At 70.7% G+C, this 20,808-nt stretch carries 22 protein-coding genes, 3 tRNA genes and 2 pseudogenes; 14 read left to right on the forward strand and 13 right to left on the reverse strand.

Annotation, left to right across the window (positions count from 1 at the left end; all coding sequences use genetic code 11):
* Nucleotides 1-230: 230 nt before the first annotated feature.
* From crtI to OG792_RS32135, 7 genes are all read left to right on the forward strand, one after another.
* Nucleotides 231-1,712 (forward strand): phytoene desaturase family protein, encoded by a 1,482-nt coding sequence (crtI, locus tag OG792_RS32105; RefSeq protein WP_329105266.1) that lies wholly within the window; start codon nt 231-233, stop codon nt 1,710-1,712.
* Nucleotides 1,709-2,350: an isopentenyl-diphosphate Delta-isomerase gene (gene idi / locus OG792_RS32110; RefSeq protein WP_329105267.1), complete on the forward strand. Its 642-nt coding sequence runs from the start codon at nt 1,709-1,711 to the stop codon at nt 2,348-2,350. Before crtI ends, idi begins: the two co-directional genes overlap by 4 nt.
* Nucleotides 2,340-3,332 carry a MerR family transcriptional regulator gene (locus OG792_RS32115; protein WP_329105269.1) on the forward strand — a complete coding sequence of 331 codons (993 nt, stop codon included), beginning with the start codon at nt 2,340-2,342 and terminating at the stop codon, nt 3,330-3,332. The genes idi and OG792_RS32115 overlap by 11 nt, the downstream gene beginning before the upstream one ends.
* Nucleotides 3,333-3,494: 162 nt before the next feature.
* Nucleotides 3,495-4,310, forward strand: a complete 816-nt coding sequence (locus OG792_RS32120) for a polysaccharide deacetylase family protein (RefSeq protein ID WP_329105271.1) — start codon at nt 3,495-3,497, stop codon at nt 4,308-4,310.
* A gap of 133 nt (nt 4,311-4,443) precedes the next feature.
* Nucleotides 4,444-4,516 (forward strand) — tRNA-Glu (locus OG792_RS32125).
* 45 nt (nt 4,517-4,561) lie between these two features.
* Nucleotides 4,562-4,638, forward strand: a tRNA-Asp gene (locus tag OG792_RS32130).
* Nucleotides 4,639-4,744: 106 nt separating this feature from the next.
* Nucleotides 4,745-4,818: transfer RNA gene (locus tag OG792_RS32135), tRNA-Phe, on the forward strand.
* Between the two features lie 292 nt (nt 4,819-5,110).
* On the opposite strand, the gene OG792_RS32140 is transcribed toward OG792_RS32135, so the two are convergent.
* The 4 genes from OG792_RS32140 to OG792_RS32155 form a co-directional block, all read right to left on the reverse strand.
* On the reverse strand, nt 5,111-5,392 hold the full coding sequence (locus tag OG792_RS32140; RefSeq protein WP_329105273.1) for a hypothetical protein: 282 nt from the start codon (nt 5,390-5,392) through the stop codon (nt 5,111-5,113).
* A gap of 13 nt (nt 5,393-5,405) precedes the next feature.
* Complete coding sequence (locus OG792_RS32145; protein ID WP_329105276.1) at nt 5,406-5,666, reverse strand: hypothetical protein; 261 nt, start codon at nt 5,664-5,666, stop codon at nt 5,406-5,408.
* 450 nt (nt 5,667-6,116) lie between these two features.
* A complete protein-coding gene (locus OG792_RS32150) occupies nt 6,117-6,260 on the reverse strand; it encodes a hypothetical protein (protein ID WP_329105278.1) in 144 nt (47 codons plus the stop codon).
* Nucleotides 6,257-6,481, reverse strand: coding sequence for a hypothetical protein (locus tag OG792_RS32155; protein WP_329105279.1), 225 nt, complete (start codon nt 6,479-6,481; stop codon nt 6,257-6,259). The genes OG792_RS32150 and OG792_RS32155 overlap by 4 nt, the downstream gene beginning before the upstream one ends.
* Before the next feature lie 178 nt (nt 6,482-6,659).
* Between OG792_RS32155 and OG792_RS32160 the strand changes: the two genes are divergently transcribed.
* On the forward strand, nt 6,660-7,436 hold the full coding sequence (locus OG792_RS32160; protein ID WP_329105281.1) for a GntR family transcriptional regulator: 777 nt from the start codon (nt 6,660-6,662) through the stop codon (nt 7,434-7,436).
* An 83-nt stretch (nt 7,437-7,519) separates the two neighbouring features.
* On the opposite strand, the gene OG792_RS32165 is transcribed toward OG792_RS32160, so the two are convergent.
* The 4 genes from OG792_RS32165 to OG792_RS32180 all read right to left on the reverse strand — a co-directional run bounded on the left by OG792_RS32165 (nt 7,520) and on the right by OG792_RS32180 (nt 9,707).
* A complete protein-coding gene (locus OG792_RS32165) occupies nt 7,520-8,254 on the reverse strand; it encodes a glycosyltransferase family 2 protein (protein ID WP_329105283.1) in 735 nt (244 codons plus the stop codon).
* Nucleotides 8,251-8,598 (reverse strand): DUF2304 domain-containing protein, encoded by a 348-nt coding sequence (locus tag OG792_RS32170; protein ID WP_329105285.1) that lies wholly within the window; start codon nt 8,596-8,598, stop codon nt 8,251-8,253. The genes OG792_RS32165 and OG792_RS32170 overlap by 4 nt, the downstream gene beginning before the upstream one ends.
* Before the next feature lie 168 nt (nt 8,599-8,766).
* Nucleotides 8,767-9,129, reverse strand: coding sequence for a hypothetical protein (locus tag OG792_RS32175; RefSeq protein WP_329105287.1), 363 nt, complete (start codon nt 9,127-9,129; stop codon nt 8,767-8,769).
* Entirely contained in the window at nt 9,126-9,707 is a 582-nt protein-coding gene (locus OG792_RS32180) for a helix-turn-helix domain-containing protein (RefSeq protein WP_329105289.1), read from the reverse strand. Before OG792_RS32180 ends, OG792_RS32175 begins: the two co-directional genes overlap by 4 nt.
* Nucleotides 9,708-9,875: 168 nt before the next feature.
* Between OG792_RS32180 and OG792_RS32185 the strand changes: the two genes are divergently transcribed.
* Nucleotides 9,876-10,466: a hypothetical protein gene (locus tag OG792_RS32185; RefSeq protein WP_329105291.1), complete on the forward strand. Its 591-nt coding sequence runs from the start codon at nt 9,876-9,878 to the stop codon at nt 10,464-10,466.
* 149 nt (nt 10,467-10,615) lie between these two features.
* On the opposite strand, the pseudogene OG792_RS32190 reads toward OG792_RS32185, so the two are convergent.
* Nucleotides 10,616-11,122, reverse strand: a pseudogene (locus OG792_RS32190) (snapalysin family zinc-dependent metalloprotease); the annotation flags it as partial.
* Between the two features lie 237 nt (nt 11,123-11,359).
* Here OG792_RS32190 and OG792_RS32195 point away from each other — a divergent pair.
* Entirely contained in the window at nt 11,360-11,875 is a 516-nt protein-coding gene (locus OG792_RS32195) for an SRPBCC family protein (RefSeq protein WP_329105293.1), read from the forward strand.
* Here OG792_RS32195 and OG792_RS32200 read toward each other — a convergent pair.
* Complete coding sequence (locus OG792_RS32200; RefSeq protein ID WP_329105295.1) at nt 11,831-12,586, reverse strand: DUF2786 domain-containing protein; 756 nt, start codon at nt 12,584-12,586, stop codon at nt 11,831-11,833. The genes OG792_RS32195 and OG792_RS32200 overlap by 45 nt on opposite strands.
* A gap of 64 nt (nt 12,587-12,650) precedes the next feature.
* Nucleotides 12,651-13,040: a hypothetical protein gene (locus tag OG792_RS32205; RefSeq protein ID WP_329105296.1), complete on the reverse strand. Its 390-nt coding sequence runs from the start codon at nt 13,038-13,040 to the stop codon at nt 12,651-12,653.
* Nucleotides 13,041-13,207: 167 nt separating this feature from the next.
* Here OG792_RS32205 and OG792_RS32210 point away from each other — a divergent pair, with 167 nt between their 5' ends.
* Both OG792_RS32210 and OG792_RS32215 read left to right on the forward strand, forming a co-directional pair.
* On the forward strand, nt 13,208-14,560 hold the full coding sequence (locus OG792_RS32210; RefSeq protein WP_329105298.1) for an ABC transporter substrate-binding protein: 1,353 nt from the start codon (nt 13,208-13,210) through the stop codon (nt 14,558-14,560).
* A gap of 187 nt (nt 14,561-14,747) precedes the next feature.
* Nucleotides 14,748-15,353, forward strand: a complete 606-nt coding sequence (locus OG792_RS32215) for a hypothetical protein (protein WP_329105299.1) — start codon at nt 14,748-14,750, stop codon at nt 15,351-15,353.
* A 9-nt stretch (nt 15,354-15,362) separates the two neighbouring features.
* Here the strand turns inward: OG792_RS32215 and OG792_RS32220 are convergent, their stop codons facing one another.
* Both OG792_RS32220 and OG792_RS32225 read right to left on the reverse strand, forming a co-directional pair.
* Entirely contained in the window at nt 15,363-16,139 is a 777-nt protein-coding gene (locus OG792_RS32220) for an enoyl-CoA hydratase/isomerase family protein (RefSeq protein ID WP_329111568.1), read from the reverse strand.
* Nucleotides 16,115-16,972 carry a 3-hydroxyacyl-CoA dehydrogenase family protein gene (locus OG792_RS32225; protein ID WP_329105301.1) on the reverse strand — a complete coding sequence of 286 codons (858 nt, stop codon included), beginning with the start codon at nt 16,970-16,972 and terminating at the stop codon, nt 16,115-16,117. Before OG792_RS32225 ends, OG792_RS32220 begins: the two co-directional genes overlap by 25 nt.
* Nucleotides 16,973-17,106: 134 nt before the next feature.
* Here OG792_RS32225 and OG792_RS32230 point away from each other — a divergent pair, with 134 nt between their 5' ends.
* Nucleotides 17,107-20,361, forward strand: a complete 3,255-nt coding sequence (locus tag OG792_RS32230; RefSeq protein ID WP_329105303.1) for a putative Ig domain-containing protein — start codon at nt 17,107-17,109, stop codon at nt 20,359-20,361.
* Nucleotides 20,362-20,487: 126 nt separating this feature from the next.
* Nucleotides 20,488-20,745 (forward strand): annotated as a pseudogene (locus OG792_RS32235) (hypothetical protein); the annotation flags it as partial.
* Between the last annotated feature and the right edge of the window lie 63 nt (nt 20,746-20,808).

Here is a 20,808-nt window from a genome sequence, read left to right on the forward strand (position 1 = left end):
CCGTTCCTGGTCCACCGCCCGGTCCTCCGAGTCTCTCCGCCGTCGACGTCCGCTACCCGCCCGCTATCGACAATCGACGCACCAATCGACGCAACTCGCAACCCTAGGGTACGCTCCGGCAACGGCCAAGGAACCCGGCCGCACCACAAACGCCCCCGCACTTACCTGTCTTGCTGTGGTAACGACTCATCGGCGGGCATGATGAGGGATCGCAGTAGGGAGGTGGTCGCGTGCGTACCGTGAGCGGACGGACCGATCGGGTGGTGGTGGTCGGTGCCGGACTCGGCGGACTCGCCTGCGCCCTGCACCTGGCCGGCAGCGGCCGGCAGGTCACCGTGCTGGAACGCGAACCGGTGCCGGGCGGCCGGGCCGGTCGACTCAGCCTCGGCGGGTACGAGTTCGACACCGGCCCGACGGTGCTCACCATGCCCGACCTGATCGCCGAGGCACTCGACGCGGTCGGCGAGGAGCTGACCGACTGGCTCGACCTGATCCCGCTCGACCCGGCGTACCGGGCGCACTACCCGGACGGCTCGACCCTCGACGTGCACACCGATCCGGCCGCGATGGCGGCCGAGATCTCCCGCGTCTGCGGCCCCCGCGAGGCCGACGGCTACCTGCGCTTCGTCGACTACGCCCGCAACCTCTGGCAACTCGAACGCACCGACTTCATCGACCGCAACCTCGACTCGCCGACCGACCTGCTCACCGGCAACCTGGTCAAACTGGTGGCGGCCGGCGCCTTCCGCCGGCTCCAGACCAAGGTCAACCAGTTCTTCCGGGACCCCCGGACCCAGCGCATCTTCTCCTTCCAGGCGATGTACGCCGGACTCGCCCCGCACGACGCGCTCGCCATCTACACCGTGATCTCGTACCTCGACTCGGTCGCCGGGGTCTACTTCCCGCGCGGCGGCATCCACGCGGTCTCCCGCGCCCTGGCCGGGGCCGCCGAGAAACACGGCGTCCAGATCCGGTACGGCAGCACCGTCACCCGGGTCGAGACCTCGGCCGGTCGGGCCACCGCCGTGACCACCGCCGACGGTGAACGGATCCCGGCCGACGTGGTGGTCCTCAACCCGGACCTGCCGGTCGCCTACCGCGACCTGCTGCCGCCGGCTCGGCAGCGCCGGTTGCGCTACTCCCCGTCCTGCGTGGTGCTGCACGTCGGGTCGAGCCAGGCGTACTCCGGCATCGCCCACCACAACATCCACTTCGGCCGCTCCTGGCGGGGCACCTTCCAGGAGGTGATCAAGCGAGGTGAGTTGATGTCGGACCCGTCGCTGCTGGTCACCAACCCGAGCCGGACCGACCCGGCCGTCGCCCCGGCCGGAAAGCACTCGTACTACGTGCTCGCCCCGGTGCCGAACCTCGACCGGGCCCCGCTGGACTGGCGCGGCGACCTGGCCCGGCGGTACGCCGCCGAGCTGACCGCCACCCTGGAGAGCCGGGGATACGTCGGCTTCGCCGACGGGATCGAGGTCTCCGAGGTCGTCACCCCCGCCGACTGGGCCGACGCCGGCATGGCCGCCGGTACGCCGTTCGCCGCCGCGCACAGTCTTTTCCAGACCGGACCATTCCGTCCCACGAATCTGCACCGCACACTCACCAATGTGGTGTTCGTTGGTTCGGGTACGCAGCCAGGAGTGGGAGTCCCAATGGTGTTGATTTCCGGAAAACTGGCCGCGGCCCGGGTCACCGGCGGTGGCCGATGACCACGGCGCGGGAGGAACACCTGGTCGAGCTGGTCAACGACGACGGCGCCGTGCTGGGCGAAACCACGGTCGCGGCGGCGCACCAGCCGCCGGGGCAGTTGCACCGGGCCTTCTCGGTGCTGCTGGTCGACCCGTCCGGCCGGGTGCTGCTGCAACAGCGGGCCACGGTCAAGACCCGGTTCCCGCTGCGCTGGGCCAACTCGTGCTGCGGGCACCCCGAACCGGGCCAGTCCCTGCGTACGGCGGCCAACCGGCGGCTGATGGAAGAGTTGGGCGTCGGCCCGGTCGAGCTGACCGAGGTCGGGGTCTACCAGTACTTCGCCGAGGACCCGGCGACCGGACGGGTCGAGTTCGAGTACGACCACGTCCTGCGCGCCGACTTCGCGCCGGACCAGCCGCTGCTGCCGGACCCGGCGGAGGTGTCCGACCTGCGCTGGGTCGACCCCGACGAGCTGCGCGCCGACCTCACCGCCAATTCCGACCGGTACGCCCCCTGGCTGGTCGGCGTACTCGACGCCTACCTGCGGTCGATCCCGGCCGACGCCGCTGCCGCCCCTGCCGCCGAAGCGGCCGGGGTGCCGGCCAGCGCCACTGCCGGGCCGGCGGACAACGCGGCGGAGCCGCCGGGTGGGCGATGACGGACTGAGCGCGGGGGCGGTGGCGCGCCGGCTCGGCGTGGCGGTCACCACCCTGCGCACCTGGCACCAGCGGTACGGCCTCGGACCGAGCCGGCACGTGCCCGGTCAACACCGGCGCTACACCCCCCAGGATCTCGCTCGGCTGGAGATCATGCGTCGGCTCACCGCCGAGGGGGTGGTGCCGGCCGAGGCCGCCCGGTGGGCGCAACGGGCGGCCGACGTACCGGATCGGGTCGGACCGGGTCCGGACGGCCGGGTGGCGGCCGACGTACCCGATCGGGCCTGGGCACCGCGGCCGGTGACGATCCGGCAGCGCGACGGCGGCGGGCGGACCATCCCGGTCCGGGCCGCCGGCCCGGACGCGCGCGGGCTGGCCCGCGCGGCGATGCGGCTGGACGCGGCCGGTGTGTGCGAGACCATCGAACGGGTGATCGCCATCGACGGCGTGGTGTCCGCGTGGGACGGCCTGCTGCGGCCGGTGCTCGCCGGACTCGGTGAGCGGCACGCCGCCACGGCCGGTCTGATCGAGGTGGAACACCTGGTGTCGCGCTGCGTGTCCGAGGTGCTCGCGGTGGTCACCCGGAGCGCCGCGCGGACCGGACCGGCGCGGATCCTGCTCTCCTGCGCCGACGAGGAGCAGCACACCCTGCCGCTGGAGGCGCTCGCCGCCGCGCTCGCCGAAGCCGGCGTGGCCGCCCGACAGCTCGGCGCCCGGGTGCCAACGGCGGCGCTGGCCGACGCGGTCGCCCGGACCGGACCGGCCGCGGTGGTGCTCTGGTCGCACGCCCGGTCCACCGCCGACCCGGCCCAGCTCCGGGCGGTCCTGGCCGGCCCGCACCGGCCGGTGCTGCTGGTCGCCGCCGGACCCGGCTGGCGGGCCGAGACGCTGCCCGCCGGGGTGCCGTCTCCGGCCAGCCTGGGCGAGGCGCTGGCGCTCACCGTGGCGGTCGGCGAGACGGCCGACCGGTCCCTGACCGGCTGACCGGCTGACCGGCTGACCCGATAATCAGCCGGGATCGACCGGGATCTCCTTGAATCGGCCGGATTCGAGGCCCGGCGGGGCCGCGGTCGGCGCCGGGGTGGGCTAGCGTGAGTCCGGCTTGCCCCCGATGCTCCCTCGCCCGATACCCCTCGGGAGTCGACGATGATCCGACCCGCCGCGCTCGCGGCCGGGCTGGTCCTGGTGGCGCTTCTCACCGGTGCCTGCGCCAACGAACAACACGACCTGGCCACCCCGCCCAGCTTCACCCCGTTCACCCCGGCCACCAGCGCACCGGCGCCCAGCCCGACCGCGCCGGCCACCAGCGCACCGCCCGCCCCGACGCTCCAGCCGACGCCGAGCCGCCCCCCGGCACCGCGCGGCAAGGTCGGTCCGTACGACACCAGGCGGCTGACCGGGGTGAAGGCGGTCGCGCTCACCTTCGACGACGGTCCCGCCCCGGAGTGGACCCCGAAGGTGCTCGACCAGCTCCGGGCCGCCAAGGTCAAGGCGACCTTCTGCCTGATCGGCACGAAGGCCCGCAAGTACCCCCAACTGGTCGCCCGGATCGTGCGCGAGGGCCACACCCTCTGCAACCACAGCTGGCAGCACGATCTCAAGCTGGGCCGGAAGTCGGAGGCGGAGATCCGGGCCGACCTGGTCCGGACCAACCGGGAGATCCGCCGGGCGGTACCGGGAGCGAAGATCGGCTACTACCGGCAGCCGGGCGGTGAGTGGACCCCGTCGGTGGTCCGGGTGAGCCGGGCGCTGGGCATGACCGCGCTGCACTGGGACGTCGACCCGAGGGACTGGGACAAGCCCGGTGCCGAGGCGATCAGCAAACGCGTGATCGACCAGGCGCGGCCGGGGTCGATCATCCTGCTGCACGACGGGGGTGGGGACCGCAGCGCCACCCTCACCGCCTGCCCGACCCTGCTCACCACTTTGAAACAGAAGTACGGGATCGTACGCCTGAAGTAGGTTTTGGGGGCATTCTTGCCCCACCCGCTACCGGTTTGATCCGGCGGCCGGCGATCACGTATGCTTTCCAAGCCTCCGGCGGGGCCGGATGGGTGCAACTGCTTGAGTTGTCTTGTGCAATGATGGCGGGGCCGCCCTCATCGTCTAGTGGCCCAGGACGCCGCCCTTTCAAGGCGGTAGCACGGGTTCGAATCCCGTTGGGGGCACGTGTAACATCCGACCTGCCGGTCGGCGCAAGAAGGTAAGAGCTAGGTCCTGTGGAGCAGTTGGAGTGCTCGCCGCCCTGTCAAGGCGGAGGTCGCGGGTTCAAGTCCCGTCAGGACCGCCAGCGCCGTCCGCCGCGCGTAACAACGCGCGGCGTTCTGCGTTTCGGAGCAGGTCACCCGTGCTGCGGCCATTCCGCCGGACGGGTAACATGAGCCGAGCAACACCCGGGCCAGGTAGCTCAGTTGGTACGAGCGTCCGACTGAAAATCGGAAGGTCGGCGGTTCGACCCCGCCCCTGGCCACATAGCCTTTCGCCGGGCTATCAGAGCAGCCCCGACCAGCGGAAACGCAGGACCGGGGCTGCTCTATTTGTGTCGAGTTCCGCCGGGTGGATCGACTCCAGACCCGAATGGTTGTCACTCCCATCGCAACTGCTTCTGGCGACCTTCGCGTACGGCTTCTCCGGGGGCATCGGGTCAAGCTCATTCGTGCCCACTGCCTGCTCTGGCCACGCCCGCCTTGGCGTCGAGTCGCGCCAGCTTCTTGCTGTCCGGGGAAAGTTGGATGCCGTTGGCCCCCAGGAGTCTCCGCCGGTCAGATCTGCCGCAGGCGCTTGCGTACCGGTGCCGGTGGCTCGTGTGCCCAGTCGACAAACCGGGCGTCGGCCTGCTCGTCGGTCAAGCCGATGAGGGGAGCCGCTCGATCGCGGAAGTGGCGCATGAACACCACCAGGCGGACCCGGTCGTCGCGGTAGAGCGACCACATGCGCCGCCGGAAGACCGGGCACGGCCATTCCTCACTGTCGTCACGGCACCGCCAGTCGTCGCCCGGCCGGTGCGGAGCACCGGCGGCATCGTCTTGCTGGTCGCGCTCCACGTATCACCTCCGGTCAAAGCAGATGTACCCGGTCAGTGCCACCATCAGGGCTTTGCAGGGTGAGGCTCCCGCCGCCACGTTCCATCAGCTCCAGGACGACGCTGTAGACGACCAGCGCACGGTTGATCGTGTCCGTCTTGGTGTCCCTGGTACGCATGCAGGCCGCGTCGAGCGCGTCCACAGCACGCGGGGCAAGGTTGACGGTGACCTTCACCAGTGAGCGGGCACCGTCGTCCCCAATGAAGGTCGCCTTCACGCCCGGTTGAGTGGTCACGAGGCCCTCCCCGCCCTGGCGTCGGCGAGCAGCACCGACGCCGCCTTGCCGCCGCCCCGGATCTCAATGGCCCAGTCGAGCTGCCGGCACCCGCCGTCGGCAATGCATTGCGGGCACCGGCGGCCGTTGGCATGGCCCCGGACCGTCCTGCTGGCCGCCCACAAGATCGCCGCTGGCGTAAGCGGTTCATCCTGCCGGCTCACCCGACGGCGCCTTCGACTTCGGCTCGAAACCGAACGACGATCTCCCGGACCACCGCCGGCTCGGGGATCGGGGACGGCTGGTAGTCGTCACCCAGTGCCTCCAGGACGACGCATGCTCGGACGAACCCCGTACATGTCCGCCCCAGGGGGCAACGCGGGCACCGACCGTTGACCGGCCAGTGCCGGCGCAGCACCTTCCGCGCCCGTAGCTGGGTGAGCCGGAGCCGCTGGTGCAGCATGAGCGGAGTCACCACTCACCCGGCTTGGTCAGCCCTTGTGCCTTGGAAAGTGCCGGGCACTCGCTGTCTGTGCACCGATCACAGCGGCCGCCGTTGTCGTGCTGCGAGACAACCCGCAGCGCCTCACGTGCCAGTTGCTCGGCGTCACTCATGCCCGCCACCGCCCACCGTTGCCGCGTGCCGGTGGCACACCAGGGCCGAACTGGCGGGGCACGTTGACCATCGCCGCCCCGACCAACTGGGCCGGACGTTGATCGGCGTGACTGATCGGCGGCACCGCCTCCGGCGCGGGGCTGAGGCTCACCTGATCGGTCGACGCCAGTCCAGGGTCAGGGTCGAAGAAATACTTTCGTCGCGTGCTGTTGATCAGCATGGCCCACCTCCGTCAACTTGGAAGGGCGGCCAGCACAGGGTCGCCTACCCCTAGAACAACTGTCTGCGCTGGCCACCTAACAGCAAGCTACACCCGTATATACTGCCCGTCTAGATAGGTTGCCCGAAGGGAGATGGCGAACATCCGAAGCGCGTTGATCGAAGGTACGGTGACGAACGTGCCTACCCCGCGCGAGCGGCCCCGATATCAACGGGTCGCCGATGAGCTGCGCCGCCGGATCATGGCCGGCGCGATCCCGGCCGGGTCCATCCTGCCGTCCGAGACGGCCATCATGGCCGAGTTCGAGGTGTCACGCGGCACCGCACGAGAAGCCATCGCTCTACTGCGGTCGGAGGGCTTGGCGGTCACCGAGATGGGCCGGGGCACCTTCGTCCGGCCCAATCTGCCAGTCCGGCGCCTCGGCTCCGAGCGGTACCGCAGGGAGCTGGAACAGATTCGAGGTGACGCCCCACCCGAGACGTCGTTCACCGTCGACCGGGGTGTCAGGTGGAACGACTACCGGTTGGACAAGGCGTTCCAGGACGTACCCGCCGACGCTGCCACCGCCGAGCTGTTCGGCGTACCACCCGGCACGATGTTGCTGGAGCGCCGGTTCGTGTTCTACGCCGACGGTGTCGCCCAGCAGATGTCGACGTCCTGCTATCTGCTCGGCATGGTCGCCGGCACACCTCTTGCTGATCCGGAGCGGGAGCCGTGGCCCGGCGGGAACACCGCCCAGTTGTTCAGCCTCGGCGTGGTCATCACCGGGATCCAGGAGGACGTGCGGGCACGGATGCCCGTCGCCGACGAGGTCAAAACGCTGCGCATCCCGAGCGGTACCCCGGTCGTCACGATCACCCGGCAGACGTACGCCGAAAACCGGGTGGTCGAGGTGGCCGACATTGTGGTCCCGGCCGACCGGGTGTCTCTCGGCTACTGGATCGACCTCACCTGACGGCGACACGGAGAAGGGCTGTCCCCAATACATGGACAGCCCTCTCACTCCACCTGCCCCACCCAGGCAGGGCAGGCAACGGATCAGACCTGCTTGACCTGTTCCTGGGGTAGTGGGTAGCGGCGGATCAGGGCCAGACCCAGTACGGCGACCGCGCGGGTCAGATAGAGCGTGGCCTTCAGCGGGGACTGGCTGGGCGTACCGGCGGCGCGGGGGCGCATGGCGACCGGGACCTGCAACACCTTGAACCGGGACCGGGCGGTGTGCACCACCGTCTCGATGGTGTCACCGAGGTATTCCACCGGGTAGGCGTGGGCGAACATCTCGATCACCCGACGGTTCGCCGCCCGGAAGCCGGAGGTGGTGTCGCTCAACCGGGTGCCGGTGATCCGGCTGAGCACGACCGCGAGCAGGCGCATGGCGTACCGGCGGGGGCCGCGTACGGTGTAGTCGCCGGTGCCGGCGAAGCGGGCTCCGATCACCAGGTCGGCGTGGTCGAGCGCGGCCACGAGCTGCGGTACGAAGCGCGGGTCGTGCTGACCGTCGGCGTCGATCTGGATCGCGATGTCGTGGCCGTTGTCCTCGGCGTACCGGTAGCCGAGCCGCATCGCCCCGCCGACACCCAGGTTGTACGGCAGCCGCAGCACGTGGGCCCCGGCCCGACGCCCCTGCTCGGCGGTGCTGTCCATCGAGCCGTCGTCGACCACGAGTACGTCGACCGTCGGCAGTTCCCGCTGGACCTCGCGTACGACGTCGGCGATGGACTTCTCCTCATTCCAGGCCGGAATGATGATCAGAATCTTCTTGTCCATGCTCATGACCCGCTCTTTTCCCTCTGGAGTTCGCCGCGCAGCAGCGACACCTCTTCGGCGAGCACCCGGGTCTCCTCCTCCAGCCGGCTGAGTTCCCAGCTCAGATGGATGGTGACCAGCAGGAGGAAGACGACCCCGCCGAACAGCACGAGGCTCACCCCGTTGACCACCCCGAACACATCGGCCAGGCGGTCGGGCAGGCGGGGGAAGAACGCGAGCGGCAACGCGATCACGGCCACGGTGATCAGCAAAGCCGCGTACTTCTCTCGTAGTTGACGCCGTCGGAGCAACTCGACAACGAAGGCGATGAGACAGATACCGACAACGGCGGTAAGGACGGTAAGGCGCATCAGTGGGCGGGTTCCTCTCGAACCTGCGAGCCAGTAGCGACACCGAGCGGTGGACGCTGATCGGACGTCGACCGGTCTCGGTCAGCGATCACCGTCGCAGGCATCACGAGCCGTGAGACTAGTCCACGTTTGACGCTGCTTCGGGCCCGCCCGCTTCGATCTGAAGCCTCAGAGGGCCAGCACCGGCACCCCTCGGCCTTCGTACTGGCCGGGGCGGCAGGTGACGATCAGGCCGGTCGCTCCCTTGGCCTCGAAAACCGCATGCCGTACGGCGAGGTCACCGGCCCCGCCGGAGATGGCGACCGCCACGTGCTCGGTCAGCGGCAGGCAGATGACGTCGGGCAGGTTGAGCAGGGCGTACCAGGAATCCCAGCCGATCGGCAGCGCCGCGTTGGCGTCGTGGATGACGGTGGTCGGGAAGCCCAGCAGGATCCGGCCGTGTTCGGCGCGGCGGTAGAGGCGTACCAGTGGGTCCTGGTTGTTCAGTAGTCCGATGAGCGCCGAGGTGTCGAAGACGTGGAGTTGCTTCACGCGGCTGCCTGGTCGGAGTCGCCGTAGATGCGCAGGGCCTCCTCCTGGGCCCGCGCGAGCGCCTCGTCCAGTCGCCGTTCGGCTTCGGGATCGTCCAGGAGTTCGGTCTGCCCGAGGAGTTCGCGTACCCGCTGGAGGCGGGCTTCCAGCGGGATCTGCTGGAAGTCCCGGCGGCCGGGCCACTGCCGGTCGTAGTCGGCGACGATCAGCGAGGCGAGGTACCGCTCGGGTGTGCTGTGGCTGGCGAGGGCGAGCTGGTTCAGCAGGTCGCCGGTTTCGGTGTCGAGTCGTACGTTCCCGACGGTCCGCCCGGCCGGTCGGTCGCGCAGGTCGTCGGGGGTGAGATAGCCGAGGGCGACCAGGGCGTCGGCCGGCTCGATGTCGAGCGCTACCAGCACCGACCGCACCAGGCTCGCCGGCTCGGAGCCGTGCAGGTCGCCCGCTTCCCATGCCTGGATCAGGTCCTCGGGGAGTCCGGACCGCTCGGCGAGTTGCCGCCGGGTCCAGCCCAGGCGCTGCCGGGCGCCGTGTACGAGGTTCGCGAAGCCCTCTCCCCGTACCGCCTGCTCGTCCGCCATTCTCGGATCCTAGCCAGGATGGTGTCGACCTCGCCGTACCCTTCGGCGCGTCGCCATGGCCCATTGGGGCGGGGATTCGGACCGTCGGGACGGGCTCCATCGAACCGTGACATATAAGAGACGGTTGGACGTAGCGTCCGGCCGCAGGCGCTGACCAGACTGCAAGTTATGACCCATCCATACCCGCAGCAGGATCCGTGGGCGGATCAGGCGGCGGCACCGCCGCCCCCGCAACTGCCGCCGACGCTACCGATGCAACTGCCCGCGGAGCACTACCCGCCGGCCCCCACCTCGCCACCGCCGCACCACTCGCCACCGCACCATTCGCCGCCGCCGCATCACCCGGCAGCGGTGGAGCAGTATTCGCCGCCAATACAGCAGTATCCGCCGACACCGCCGCCGTACACGCCGGCGCCGCACCACCTGCCCGCACAGCAGTACGCCCCGGCGCTACCTCACCCGCAGCCGGTGCACGTGCCGGTGGTGCCGACGAAGTCCACCGGGGCGGCGGTCCTGCTGGAGCTGCTTCCCGGGCTGATCGGGATCTTCGGGATCGGGAACATCTACGCCGGGCGGATCGGTGTCGGGATCGCCCTGATGGTGTCGTTCTGGGTGCTGTTCTGGATCAACTTCGCGCTGATCTTCGTTGGCCTCGGCATCGTGACCATGCCGCTGACCTGGGTGTTGTACCTGATCGTCGGTCCGCTGGCGGCGGGAGCCGGGGTGGCCCGACACAACTCCGGAGCGGTGGTGCGCTGAGCCGTACCCGGCCCGCCCCGGCACGGACCGCGGGGCCGACCAGCGTCGCCGCCGATCGGCCCCGTCCCGTCCCGCGTACGCGGATCAGGTCAGCTGCCGTTCCAGACGTACACCTTGGGGTTCGCCTGGTCGAACTTTGCCGCCGCGGCGCTGCCGGCGAAGAGCTGGTTGACCCTGGCCGCCTCGGCGGCGCTCGGGTTGGCGTTGGCGCAGGAAACCGGTGCGCTGCTGCCGGACATCAGGTCGGTGCAGCGACCGGTGCGGTTGTCGGGCAGGCCCAGGATGTGGCCGATCTCGTGGGTCGCGATCCTGGTCCGGTTGTAGCCGTCGTTCACGGCCTCCCAGCCCATGTAGACCCGGCCGGAGCCGAGCCCGGTCACGTACGCCCGGGGCCAGCCGTTGTCGACGTAGATGACCACACTGGCCGGGGTGCCGGCGACCAGGCGTACGTTGCTCACCCGGCTGTTCCAGATCTGGGCGGCCTGGGTGAAGTTGGTGGTGAACTCACCGGCCCGGCTGGCGTCGTAGTAGACGGTGCGTACGGCGATGTTGGCGTCCGCCACCGCGGCCGTTCCGGTGGCGGCCTGTACGCCGATCATGGAGCAGGCCGCCACCAGGGCGGCCACGGCGGTACGGAGGAGTTGTCGTCTGACCATCGCGGGCTCCTTGTTCGGTGACACGGAGTGGATCTCTCCGATTTAATCGACGAACATTAATCTAGTGCGGGGGTCGTCGACGGCCCGCATAGCACTTGCCTCATATCGAGCGCGCCCCGTGCGCCCATCGACCGCCGCCCATAGCGACAACGGGTAACCGCACGTTCGGCGCAGAGATTCAACCGCTGGTCGGATGGACGCTGCGTCGGGAGTCAGCGGCCGGTATGGTCCGGGCCTATGGGACAGGAGACCACCGGCCCGGGCGGCATCCACCAGGACGTGGCGAGGTATTCCCTACGCAGCACCCTGCGGGTCTCCGCTCCGCCCGAGCACGCCTTCGCGGTCTTCACCAACGGCCTCGCCGACTGGTGGGTGATGGAGTACACCTGGTCCGGGCCGACCGCACTGGCCGCCATCGGTTTCGAGCCGCACGTCGGCGGGATGGCGTACGAGATCGGGCCGCACGGCTTCCGTACCGACTGGGGTCGGGTGGTCCACTGGCAGCCCCCGTACCGGCTCGTCTTCACCTGGCAGATCGGGCCCGACCGGGTGCCGGTGCCGGACCCGGCCAACGCCAGCGAGGTGGACGTCCGGTTCGTTCCGGAGGACGGCGACCGGACCCGGGTCGAGGTCGAGCACCGCGGTTTCGACCGGCACGGCGAGGCCGCCGAGGGCTACCGGCAGGCACTCACCGCCGGCTGGCACGAACTACTCTCCCGGTACGCCACCTCGGTCAGCATGATCACCAACTGACCCGGACCAGCCGTGCAGAGCGGCGTTCGTACCGGTACGCACGCTCGTACCGCCCAGATCGGCGCGGCGGCCGGCCTCGGCGCCCTGGCCCGCGCCACCGCCGGCCAGCCGGCGGGCCGAAGCGGTACGCAGCCTCGGGTACACCTCGGCCAGCCGGCGCTGCACCCGGGTACTCCGATCGGCCAGCACCAGCGCCATCGACGTATGTCCGACCGGCACACCCGCCGGGTCGGCCGCCGCGGCGGACTCGGCCGCCCGCAACCGTTGCGACACCGAGTAGGCGAACCCGGCCAGCCAGGAGCGCCGGAACGCGGCCGGCTGGTCGCCGAGCGGCACCGGGGTCGCGGCGAGCCCGTGCGCGGCCTGCACCAGGAGAGAGGTGAAGAGCAACTCCACCCGCTCCAGGTCACTGGCGAACCCGAACAGGTGCATCGCGAAACCGCTGCCGGACCGCCGCCGTACGCTCCGGCAGCGCAGCGCGTCGGCCACCGCGGCGAGCAGGCCCGCCTTGTCCAACGCGTACGGCGCCAGCAGGTCGACCACCCGGTCGCCGACGGGGTCGGTGGTCGGGTCCCGGGCGGCGAGCAGGGCCCGGTCCACCCCGTACCGGGCGATCAGGTCGGTGGCCTTGGCCATGAACGCCGCCGCCTCGGCCTCGGTGCAGGCCGGGTCCTCGGCCATCGCCAGCAGCTTGCGCACCTTGTCGAGCATTGCTCCAGGTTCCCACCCGTGATCGGGACCGGGGCGGCGCGGGGCCGGATCGGGGCCGGTGGTGTTACGGCTTGCGGTGGCGGATGGTGGCGACGGCCGAGCCGGCGAGGGTGAGCAGGCAGTCGGGGAGTTGGCCGTCGGTCAGCGCGGCACCGAAGAGCGCCTCGGCCGTGTCGATGTCGGAGTTCGCGTACGCGCTGACGAAGCGGGCCACCCAGCGGGCGTCGTAGCCGGCCTCGTCGATGCCCGGGAACTCCAGCGTCCAACTGCCGCGTGGCACCTGGTCACCGACCATCGTGGCGGCGAGCCGCCAGGCCACCTCGTAGGCCCCAGCGACACCGGACCGGTCCACCACCGCGTCGAAGGTGCCGACCACCGCGTCACTGTCACCAGTCAGCGCGGACCGCAGTACCGCGTTGGCGTCGTCCAGCGTGTCCTGGGGTTCGTCCATCACGTGCGGAAGGGTATGCCGCCAGGTCAAGCAGGCGCTCGGGAATGTCGAAAGCGATCGGCCGGCGTATATTACCGCCGGGTAGAAGATCGATCCGCGACCGCAGTCACGTCGCCCACCAAGGGCACGCTAGTGTGCGCAGCGGACCTTCGGGGAGGAAGGACGACCTCATGCTCGTACCACGCGGTTCGCGCGGTGCTGCTCTTGCCGCCTGCGCGACGCTTCTGCTCGCCACCGCTGGATGCGGCGGGGACGATACAGAGGAGTCGAGCGCCCTTCCGACCCGGCTCTACGGTACGGACGGCAACATGCAGAACTCCTTCGTCAAGGAGTTCGACGGGCAGACCAAGCTGCTGGACGGCATGAAGGGCACCATCCCGCTCACCCCGCTCTCCAAGGACTTCAAGGACCGGGTCACCGCCATCGACCCGACGCTCACCGACTTTCTCTACTCGGCCGAGGTCTACGACGCCATCGCGGTGAGCGCGCTCGCGGCGCAACTGGCCGGCTCGACCGCTCCGGCCGAGATCGCCAAGCAGATCAACGCCGTCACCGTGGGCGGCCAGCGCTGCGACTCGATCGCGGACTGCCTGACCATCGCCCGCTCCGGTACGGACATCGAGTATCGCGGCGCCTCGCTCAGCCGGGGCGGCTTCACCGACGCGGGCGAGCCGTCGACCGCCAGCTACGCCACCATGCACTTCGGCGAGCAGGCGAAGATCGACGACGGGAAGACCGAGTTCGTCGGGGCCGGTGACGAGTCGGCGGCCAGCACCCAGGCCCCGCCCGCGCCGAAGAAGCAGGTCGGCGGGAAGAACGACAAGCGGGACGGTTCGCCGCTGAAGATCGGCGGGCTGCTGCCGAAGACCGGTGACCTCGCGCTGGCGTACCCGCCGCTCGGGGCGGGCGCGAAGCTGGCCATGAAGGAGATCAACGACGCGGGCGGCGTACTCGGCGAACCGGCGGTCTGGGTCGACGGAGACGACGGGACCAACCCGGACGTCGCGAAGGCGACCGTCGCGCAACACGTCGCGGCCGGCGTACACGTGATCATCGGTGCCGCCGCGTCCGGGATCTCCCGCGCGGTGCTGCCCGACGTGGTCGCGGCCGGGCTGATCCTCTTCTCCCCGTCGAACACCGACGCCGGCCTGACCACCATCGACGACCAGGGTCGCTACTTCCGCACCGCGCCCTCGGACATCCTCCAGGGCCGGGCGCTGGCCGACGTGATCATGCGCGACGGTCCGCACCGGATCGCCCTGGTCGCCCGGAAGGACTCGTACGGCGAGGGCCTACAGGGCAACGTCCGGGCCGAGCTGGAGCGGGCCGGCTTCGCCGCCGATCGGGTCAAGCTGCTCACCTACGACCCGCCGGCCAGGCCGGACTCCCCGCCGGTCGACTTCACCAGTGGCGCCCAGGAGATCAAGCAGTTCGGTGCGGACGCGGTCCTGGTCATCGGGTTCGCCGAGTCGGCCCAGGTGATCAAGGCGCTGTCCGCCGCCGGGGTGCAGATCCGGCACTGACCCGCGTCGCCGGTCGGCCGCGAGCAAGCCGGTAACCGGCGACAACCCGGCCGACGACAACCGGCCGGCACGGTCTGGCACGTTTCCGGGAGCAATCGGGGCGGCCGGTCGCCGTACGGTTTCCCGGACACAAGACACCGGACACCGGACACCGGACGAGCCGAGCCGAGCCGAAGGGCACCAGACGATGAGCGAATTCACCTACAACCCGCTGGCCGAGGAGATCGACCTCGGCTCCGCCGACGGCCAGGAGGGGTTCGGATCGAGCCTCGACCCGGGGCCCGAGCTGCCCGCGTACGATCTGGCGGCGTTCCAGCCGGAGACGGTGGTCGAGCACCACGTCGACGGTTCCACCGAGACGCTCACCGACTTCGACGGCGACGGGGTCGCCGACCTGGTGCAGCGGGACCTCGACAGCAACGGCATCGCCGAGACCACCCTGATCGACGGTGATCACGACGGCGCGCTGGACACCATGCTGCGTGACTACGACGACGACGGCACGGTCGACCGGATCATCGGTGACGCCAACGAGGACGGCGTGGTGGACCGGGTCGCCGTAGACACCAACGCCGACGGCGTGATGGACCAGGTGACCCGGGACAGCGACCTCGACGGCCAGCCGGACACCTGGGTACGGGATCTCAACCACGACGGGCGCCCCGACCACTCGGTCACCGATCTGGACGAGGACGGCCGGCCCGACTCGCGGCTGGTCGACACCGACTTCGACGGGGTCGCCGACCGGGTCGCCTACCTCGACTCGGACAGCAACCCGTACGTCAGCCGCTGACCGGGGCGGTCACCGGTTCTTCCGGTCGAGGAACGCGGTCATCCGGCGGTGCTTTTCCGGGTCCTCGAAGAGCACCGCCTGGCTGAGCAGGTCGAGTTGCGGGTGCGCGGCGGCGGGCGCGTCGACCGCCAGTTTGGTCAGGCGTACGGCCAGCGGCGAAGCCTTGGCGATCTCGTCCAGCAACTCGTGTGCGGCCCCGAGCAGGTCGGCCGGTTGGTCCACCACCCGGTTGACCAGACCGATCCGCAGCGCCTCGGCGGCGTCGATCCGGCGACCGGTGAAGAGCAGCTCCTTGGCCCGGGTCTCGCCGATCAGGGCCGGCAGCCGGTGCGTCGCGCCCGCCCCGGCGATGATGCCGAGCCGCACCTCGGGTTGCCCGAAGGTGGCGCGGGAGGTACAGATTCGCAGGTCACAGGCGTACGACAGCTCGGCGCCGCCGCCCAGGGCCGGGCCGTCGACGGCCGCCACGGTCGGCATCGGCAGCGCCCGGAGCCGGGCGAAGACGGCCGAGTTGATCGCGGCCAGCGCGTCGAGCCGGTCCCGCTCCCGCAGTTGGGCGATGTCCGCGCCGGCCGCGAAGATGCCGTCGGTGCCGCCGGTGAGCAGCAGCAGTTTCGGCTCCCGCTCCAACCGCCCGCACACCTCGTGCAGGGCGGCGACCAGGTCGGCGTCGATCGCGTTGCGCTTCTCCGGCCGGGCCAGGGTGACCACCAGCCGGTCGTCCCGCTCCTCGATCCGCAGCCCGCCGGGCTCCACTGTGCTCACTGCCTGACCCCGTCCACCCAGCGGTAGAAACCCTGCCCGGACTTCTTGCCCAGCCGGCCCTGCTCGACCATCTCGACCAGCAGCGGCGGCGGCGCGAACCGGTCGCCGTACGCCGCTTGGAGGGTGCGGGCGATGTCCAGCCGTACGTCCAGCCCCACCAGGTCGGTGAGTTCCAGTGGACCGACCGGGTGCCGATAGCCGAGGGTCATCGCCTTGTCGATGTCGGCCGCGTTGGCTACCCCGTCGGCCACCATCCGGATCGCCTCCAGGCCGAGTGTGACGCCGAGCCGGGAGGTGGCGAAGCCGGGCAGGTCGCGTACGACGACGGGGTCTTTGCCCAGCCGGCCGGCGAGGGCGACGGCGGCCGCGGTGGTCTCCTCGGCGGTCGCCGGCCCGACGACGATCTCGATCAGCGCCATTGCCCAGACCGGGTTGAAGAAGTGCAAACCGATGAAGCGCCCTGCGTCGGGCACCGCGGTAGCCAGCTCGGCGATGGGGATGCTGGAGGTGTTGGTGGCGAGCAGGGCCGGGTGGCGGGCCGCGGCGGCGGCCAGCACGGCCCGCTTCAGGTCGGGGCGTTCCGGCACGGCCTCGACGATCACGTCCGGGCCGTCGGCCACCTCGGCCAGGTCGCGCCGGAGCTTCAATCGGGTACGCGCGTCCGCCGCCGCGGGAGCGGTCAGCTTGCCCCGTTCGACCGCCCGGTTCAGCAGCCCGCCCAGCGCGGTGTCGGCCGCTTCGGCTCGTCCGGCGTCCACCTCGACCAGGTCGACCCGGTACCCGGCGGTGGCCGCGACGTAGGCGATGCCGAGCCCCATGGTGCCGGCGCCCACGACAACAAAACGCTCGTTCATGGTCGCGACCCTATTGCAGTGGGTCGGACGCGCTCTCCGCTGACCCCCGCTGTCACGATTACCCCATTAGCCGAAAAGAATCACGAATAGGACGATAAGGTGCATTAGCTGGCATACGTGAGGGAAGGCGAGGAATGTCACCAACACCACGGGTGCGCGCCCTGACCGGCGCACTGGCGCTCGTCCTCACCGTCGCGGCCCTGGTGCTGACGCCCGGCCCCGCCCTCGCGGCCGGTACGACACTGTTCAACCAGCCGTTCCACGACAACACCGTCTCCGGCACCGGCCCGGTGTCGATACCGGCGTTGCCCCTGCTCGGCGGCGTCAACGCCGCCTGCCTCTCCGCCGCCGGCAACACCACCACCGGCCCGTTGCTGAGCTGCCCCACCTCCACCGACCCCCAGGGCGCCGGGAAGCTACGGCTGACCAACGCCACCGGCGGCAAAACCGGAGGAGTCTTCAGCGCGGCCAGCGTGCCGACCTCGCAGGGCCTGGACATCACCTTCAACACCTACCAGTACGGCGGCACCAGCCCCGGCGCCGACGGACTCGCCTTCGTACTCGCCGCGGTCGACCCGACCAACCCGATGTCACCGGCCATGCTCGGCCCCAGCGGCGGATCGCTCGGCTACTCGGCGGCGTTCGCCGGTGTGACCGCCGGACTGTCCAACGGCTACCTCGGCATCGGCATCGACCCCTACGGCAACTTCAGCAACAGCACCTACCAGGGCTCCGGCTGCACCAACCCGGCGTACATCGGGCCACGGATCCCGGGACAGGTAGTCATCCGTGGACCCGGTCGCCTCGGCGTCGGCTACTGCGGTATCAACAGCACCGCCACCAGCAGCGCCTCGCCGGCCCTGGCGCTGCGCGCCGCCACCCGGGCGGCCTCCGTCGTACCGGTCGAAGTGGTGATCAACCCGACCGCGTCGTCGTTCACCACCGTCTCCGGGATCACCGTCCCCGCCGGCGCCTACCGGGTCCGGTTCACCCCCGTCGGTGGGGCAGCGACCACCCTGGCCGGCGCCCTGCCGGTGGTGTCGCCGACCCTCTATCCGTCGGCGAACTGGCTCAACGCGAACGGCATCCCGAAGCAGCTCGCCTTCGGCTGGGTCGGGTCGACCGGATCGGTGACCGACTTCCACGAGGTCGACAACGCGGTAGCGGTCACCTTCAACCCGGTCCCCGACCTGAACGTGGCCCAGACCAGCTACACCGGCCCGTCGCCGCAACCCGGCGACCCGGTCAACTACACCGTCACCGCCGGTGTGGACCCCGGTGTGAACGAAACCGTACCGGTCTCGGTCACCCAGACCCTGCCGACCGGTGTCGTACCGCTCGGCGCCTTCGGCACCGGGTGGGTCTGCGGCGCACCATCCGGACAGACGATCACCTGCACCAACGGCAACGGGCCGTTCGCCGCCGGCAGCACCCTGGCACCGATCTCGGTCGTCGGCATCGTCACCGCCAGTGGGGTCACCCCCGCGCTGATCCAGACCACGACCGTGGCCACCTCCTCCTCCAACGACTCGAACCCCGGATACTCCACCGCCACCACACCGGTCGCCCCGCCCGCCGCACCGACCGGCGTCACCGTCACCCCGGCGACCAGCCCGATCTCCGGCGGCATCGCGGTCACCGTCGGCGGCACCAACCTCACCGGCGCCACCGCCATCGAGATCGGCACCACCGCCGAACTACAGGCCGGTACGCCGGTCGTCCTGCTGCCCTGCGCCGCCGGTCCGGCCGCCGGCTGCTTCACCGTCAACGGCAACGGCACCCTCGCCATCTCCTCCATGCCCGCCCGATCCACACCGGCCACGGTGAACGTCAGGATCGTCACCCGGGGTGTCGCCGGGTCGGCGAACTACGTCTACAGCTCCGTCCCGGCCGCGCCCGCCGCGCCGACCGCCACCGCCGGCATCACCAGCGCCACCGTGAGCTGGACCGCCCCGGCGGACAACGGCAACCCGATCACCGGGTACGTGATCACCCCGATCCGCAACGGGGTGACCCAGCCGACCCAGACCTTCGACGCCTCCACCACCACCCGCACCCTGACCGGGCTCACCGCGGGTGCGTCGTACACCTTCCGGGTCGCGGCGGTCAACGCCCTGGGCACCGGTGCGACCAGCCCCGCCTCGGCGGCGGTGGTGCCGTACACGCTGCCGTCGGCGCCCACGATCACCGGCGTCAGCGCCGGCAGCCTCTCCGCCGTACTGGGGTGGAGCGTGCCGGCGAACGGGGGCTCGGCGATCACGGGTTACCTGGTCACCCCGTACGTCGCCGGGGTGGCGCAGCCGACCCGTACCTTTCCCTCGTCGACCACCAGCCAGACGATCACGGGGTTGACCGCCGGCACCACGTACACGTTCCGGGTTGCCGCGACCAACGCCGCCGGCACCGGTCCGGCCTCCGCCGCGTCCGCTCCGGTGACCGTCAACGCGGCGCCGACCCTGGCGTTCCCCGCACCACCGCTCGGCGAGGTCGGTGCCGCCTACAGCGACCAACTGACCGTCACCGGCGGTACGGCACCGTTCACCTGGACGATCAGCACCGGCGCCCTACCGGCCGGACTGACCCTCGACCCGACCACCGGCCTGCTCTCCGGCACCCCCACCACCGCCGGCAGCTACCCGTTCACGGTCAGCATCACCGACGCCAGCGCACTGAGCGCCACCCGGGACGTCACCCTGGTCATCGCCGCCGCGCCGACGCTGACCTTCCCCCCGCCACCGGCCGGCAAGGCGTACGACGCCTACAGCTACCAGCTCACCGTCACCGGCGGTACGGCACCGTTCACCTGGACGATCAGCACCGGAGCCCTACCGGCCGGACTGACCCTCGACCCGACCACCGGCCTGCTCTCCGGCACCCCCACCACCGCCGGCAGCTACCCGTTCACGGTCAGGGTCACCGACTCGTTCGGACAAACTGACAGTCGACCGGTCACGCTGGTGATCGCCCCGCTCGGTGGCCTGTCGATCAGCGCGCCGGACGTCGCCACCCTGGGCGTCGTACACATCACCACCGGTGTGATCTCCGGGCAGCTCGGCCTGGTCACCGTGACCGACGATCGGGGGCCGGCGTCCGGCAACTGGATCGCGACCGTCTCGATCACGGACTTCACCACCGATCCGGGCTCCGGCGGCGCGCCGATCCCGCACGACGCAGTCAGCTACTCGTCCGGCCCGGCGCTGGTGACGACCGGGATCGGCACGTTCGTGCCGCAGCCGGGCGCTGAGCTGGACGTGCCCCGTACGGCCGCCGAGTGGCACGGTCAGGCCGGCGCCAACTCGGCCTCCTGGAACCCGACCATCGTGGTGACGTACCCGCCGAGCGTGGTGGCGGGTGCCTACTCCGCGGTGGTGACGCACTCGGTGGCCTGACGTCTCCCACGGCCGGCGCTCCGGGGGAGCCGGCGATGGTGCCGCCGCCGCTAGCGTATGCGGGGCCGCGGTTCTGGGTACTGCGGACGAGCACGCCTCAGTCAGCCGGAGAAAGGGCTTCCCTTCATGAGCGAGTCGCAGGCAACCACCGAGCCGCAGGAGATCGTCGAGACGCGGGGCGACGAGCGGGTCGACCTGATCCGCGCGGACACCAACAACGACGGCAAGGTCGACCTCTGGGTGGCCGACACCGACGGCGACGGCAAGGCTGACCTGTTCCAGTTCGACACCACCGGTGACGGCACGGTGGACATCACCATGGTCGACCTGGACGAGGACGGTACGCCGGACGAGGTGGTCGACGGCGACGGTGGCCACCCGCCGACCCGGCACCGCCGACCGTCACGGTCTGACCGCCGGGTCACCGGCTTCCGACCGCAGGTCACC

Origin of the sequence: Micromonospora sp. NBC_01699 (genome assembly GCF_036250065.1) — a bacterium.
GTDB lineage: Bacteria > Actinomycetota > Actinomycetes > Mycobacteriales > Micromonosporaceae > Micromonospora_G.

Coding starts and splice junctions, on each gene's coding strand:
- OG792_RS32180 (WP_329105289.1), bottom strand. CDS start 9,707: ATGGCGGACGAGCAGGCGGTACGGGGAGAGGGCTTCGCGAACCTCGTA.
- OG792_RS32150 (WP_329105278.1), bottom strand. CDS start 6,260: ATGAGTGACGCCGAGCAACTGGCACGTGAGGCGCTGCGGGTTGTCTCG.
- idi (WP_329105267.1), top strand. CDS start 1,709: ATGACCACGGCGCGGGAGGAACACCTGGTCGAGCTGGTCAACGACGAC.
- OG792_RS32195 (WP_329105293.1), top strand. CDS start 11,360: ATGGGACAGGAGACCACCGGCCCGGGCGGCATCCACCAGGACGTGGCG.
- OG792_RS32215 (WP_329105299.1), top strand. CDS start 14,748: ATGAGCGAATTCACCTACAACCCGCTGGCCGAGGAGATCGACCTCGGC.
- OG792_RS32185 (WP_329105291.1), top strand. CDS start 9,876: ATGACCCATCCATACCCGCAGCAGGATCCGTGGGCGGATCAGGCGGCG.
- OG792_RS32230 (WP_329105303.1), top strand. CDS start 17,107: ATGTCACCAACACCACGGGTGCGCGCCCTGACCGGCGCACTGGCGCTC.
- OG792_RS32225 (WP_329105301.1), bottom strand. CDS start 16,972: ATGAACGAGCGTTTTGTTGTCGTGGGCGCCGGCACCATGGGGCTCGGC.
- OG792_RS32170 (WP_329105285.1), bottom strand. CDS start 8,598: ATGCGCCTTACCGTCCTTACCGCCGTTGTCGGTATCTGTCTCATCGCC.
- OG792_RS32165 (WP_329105283.1), bottom strand. CDS start 8,254: ATGAGCATGGACAAGAAGATTCTGATCATCATTCCGGCCTGGAATGAG.
- OG792_RS32200 (WP_329105295.1), bottom strand. CDS start 12,586: ATGCTCGACAAGGTGCGCAAGCTGCTGGCGATGGCCGAGGACCCGGCC.
- OG792_RS32120 (WP_329105271.1), top strand. CDS start 3,495: ATGATCCGACCCGCCGCGCTCGCGGCCGGGCTGGTCCTGGTGGCGCTT.
- OG792_RS32210 (WP_329105298.1), top strand. CDS start 13,208: ATGCTCGTACCACGCGGTTCGCGCGGTGCTGCTCTTGCCGCCTGCGCG.
- OG792_RS32155 (WP_329105279.1), bottom strand. CDS start 6,481: ATGCTGATCAACAGCACGCGACGAAAGTATTTCTTCGACCCTGACCCT.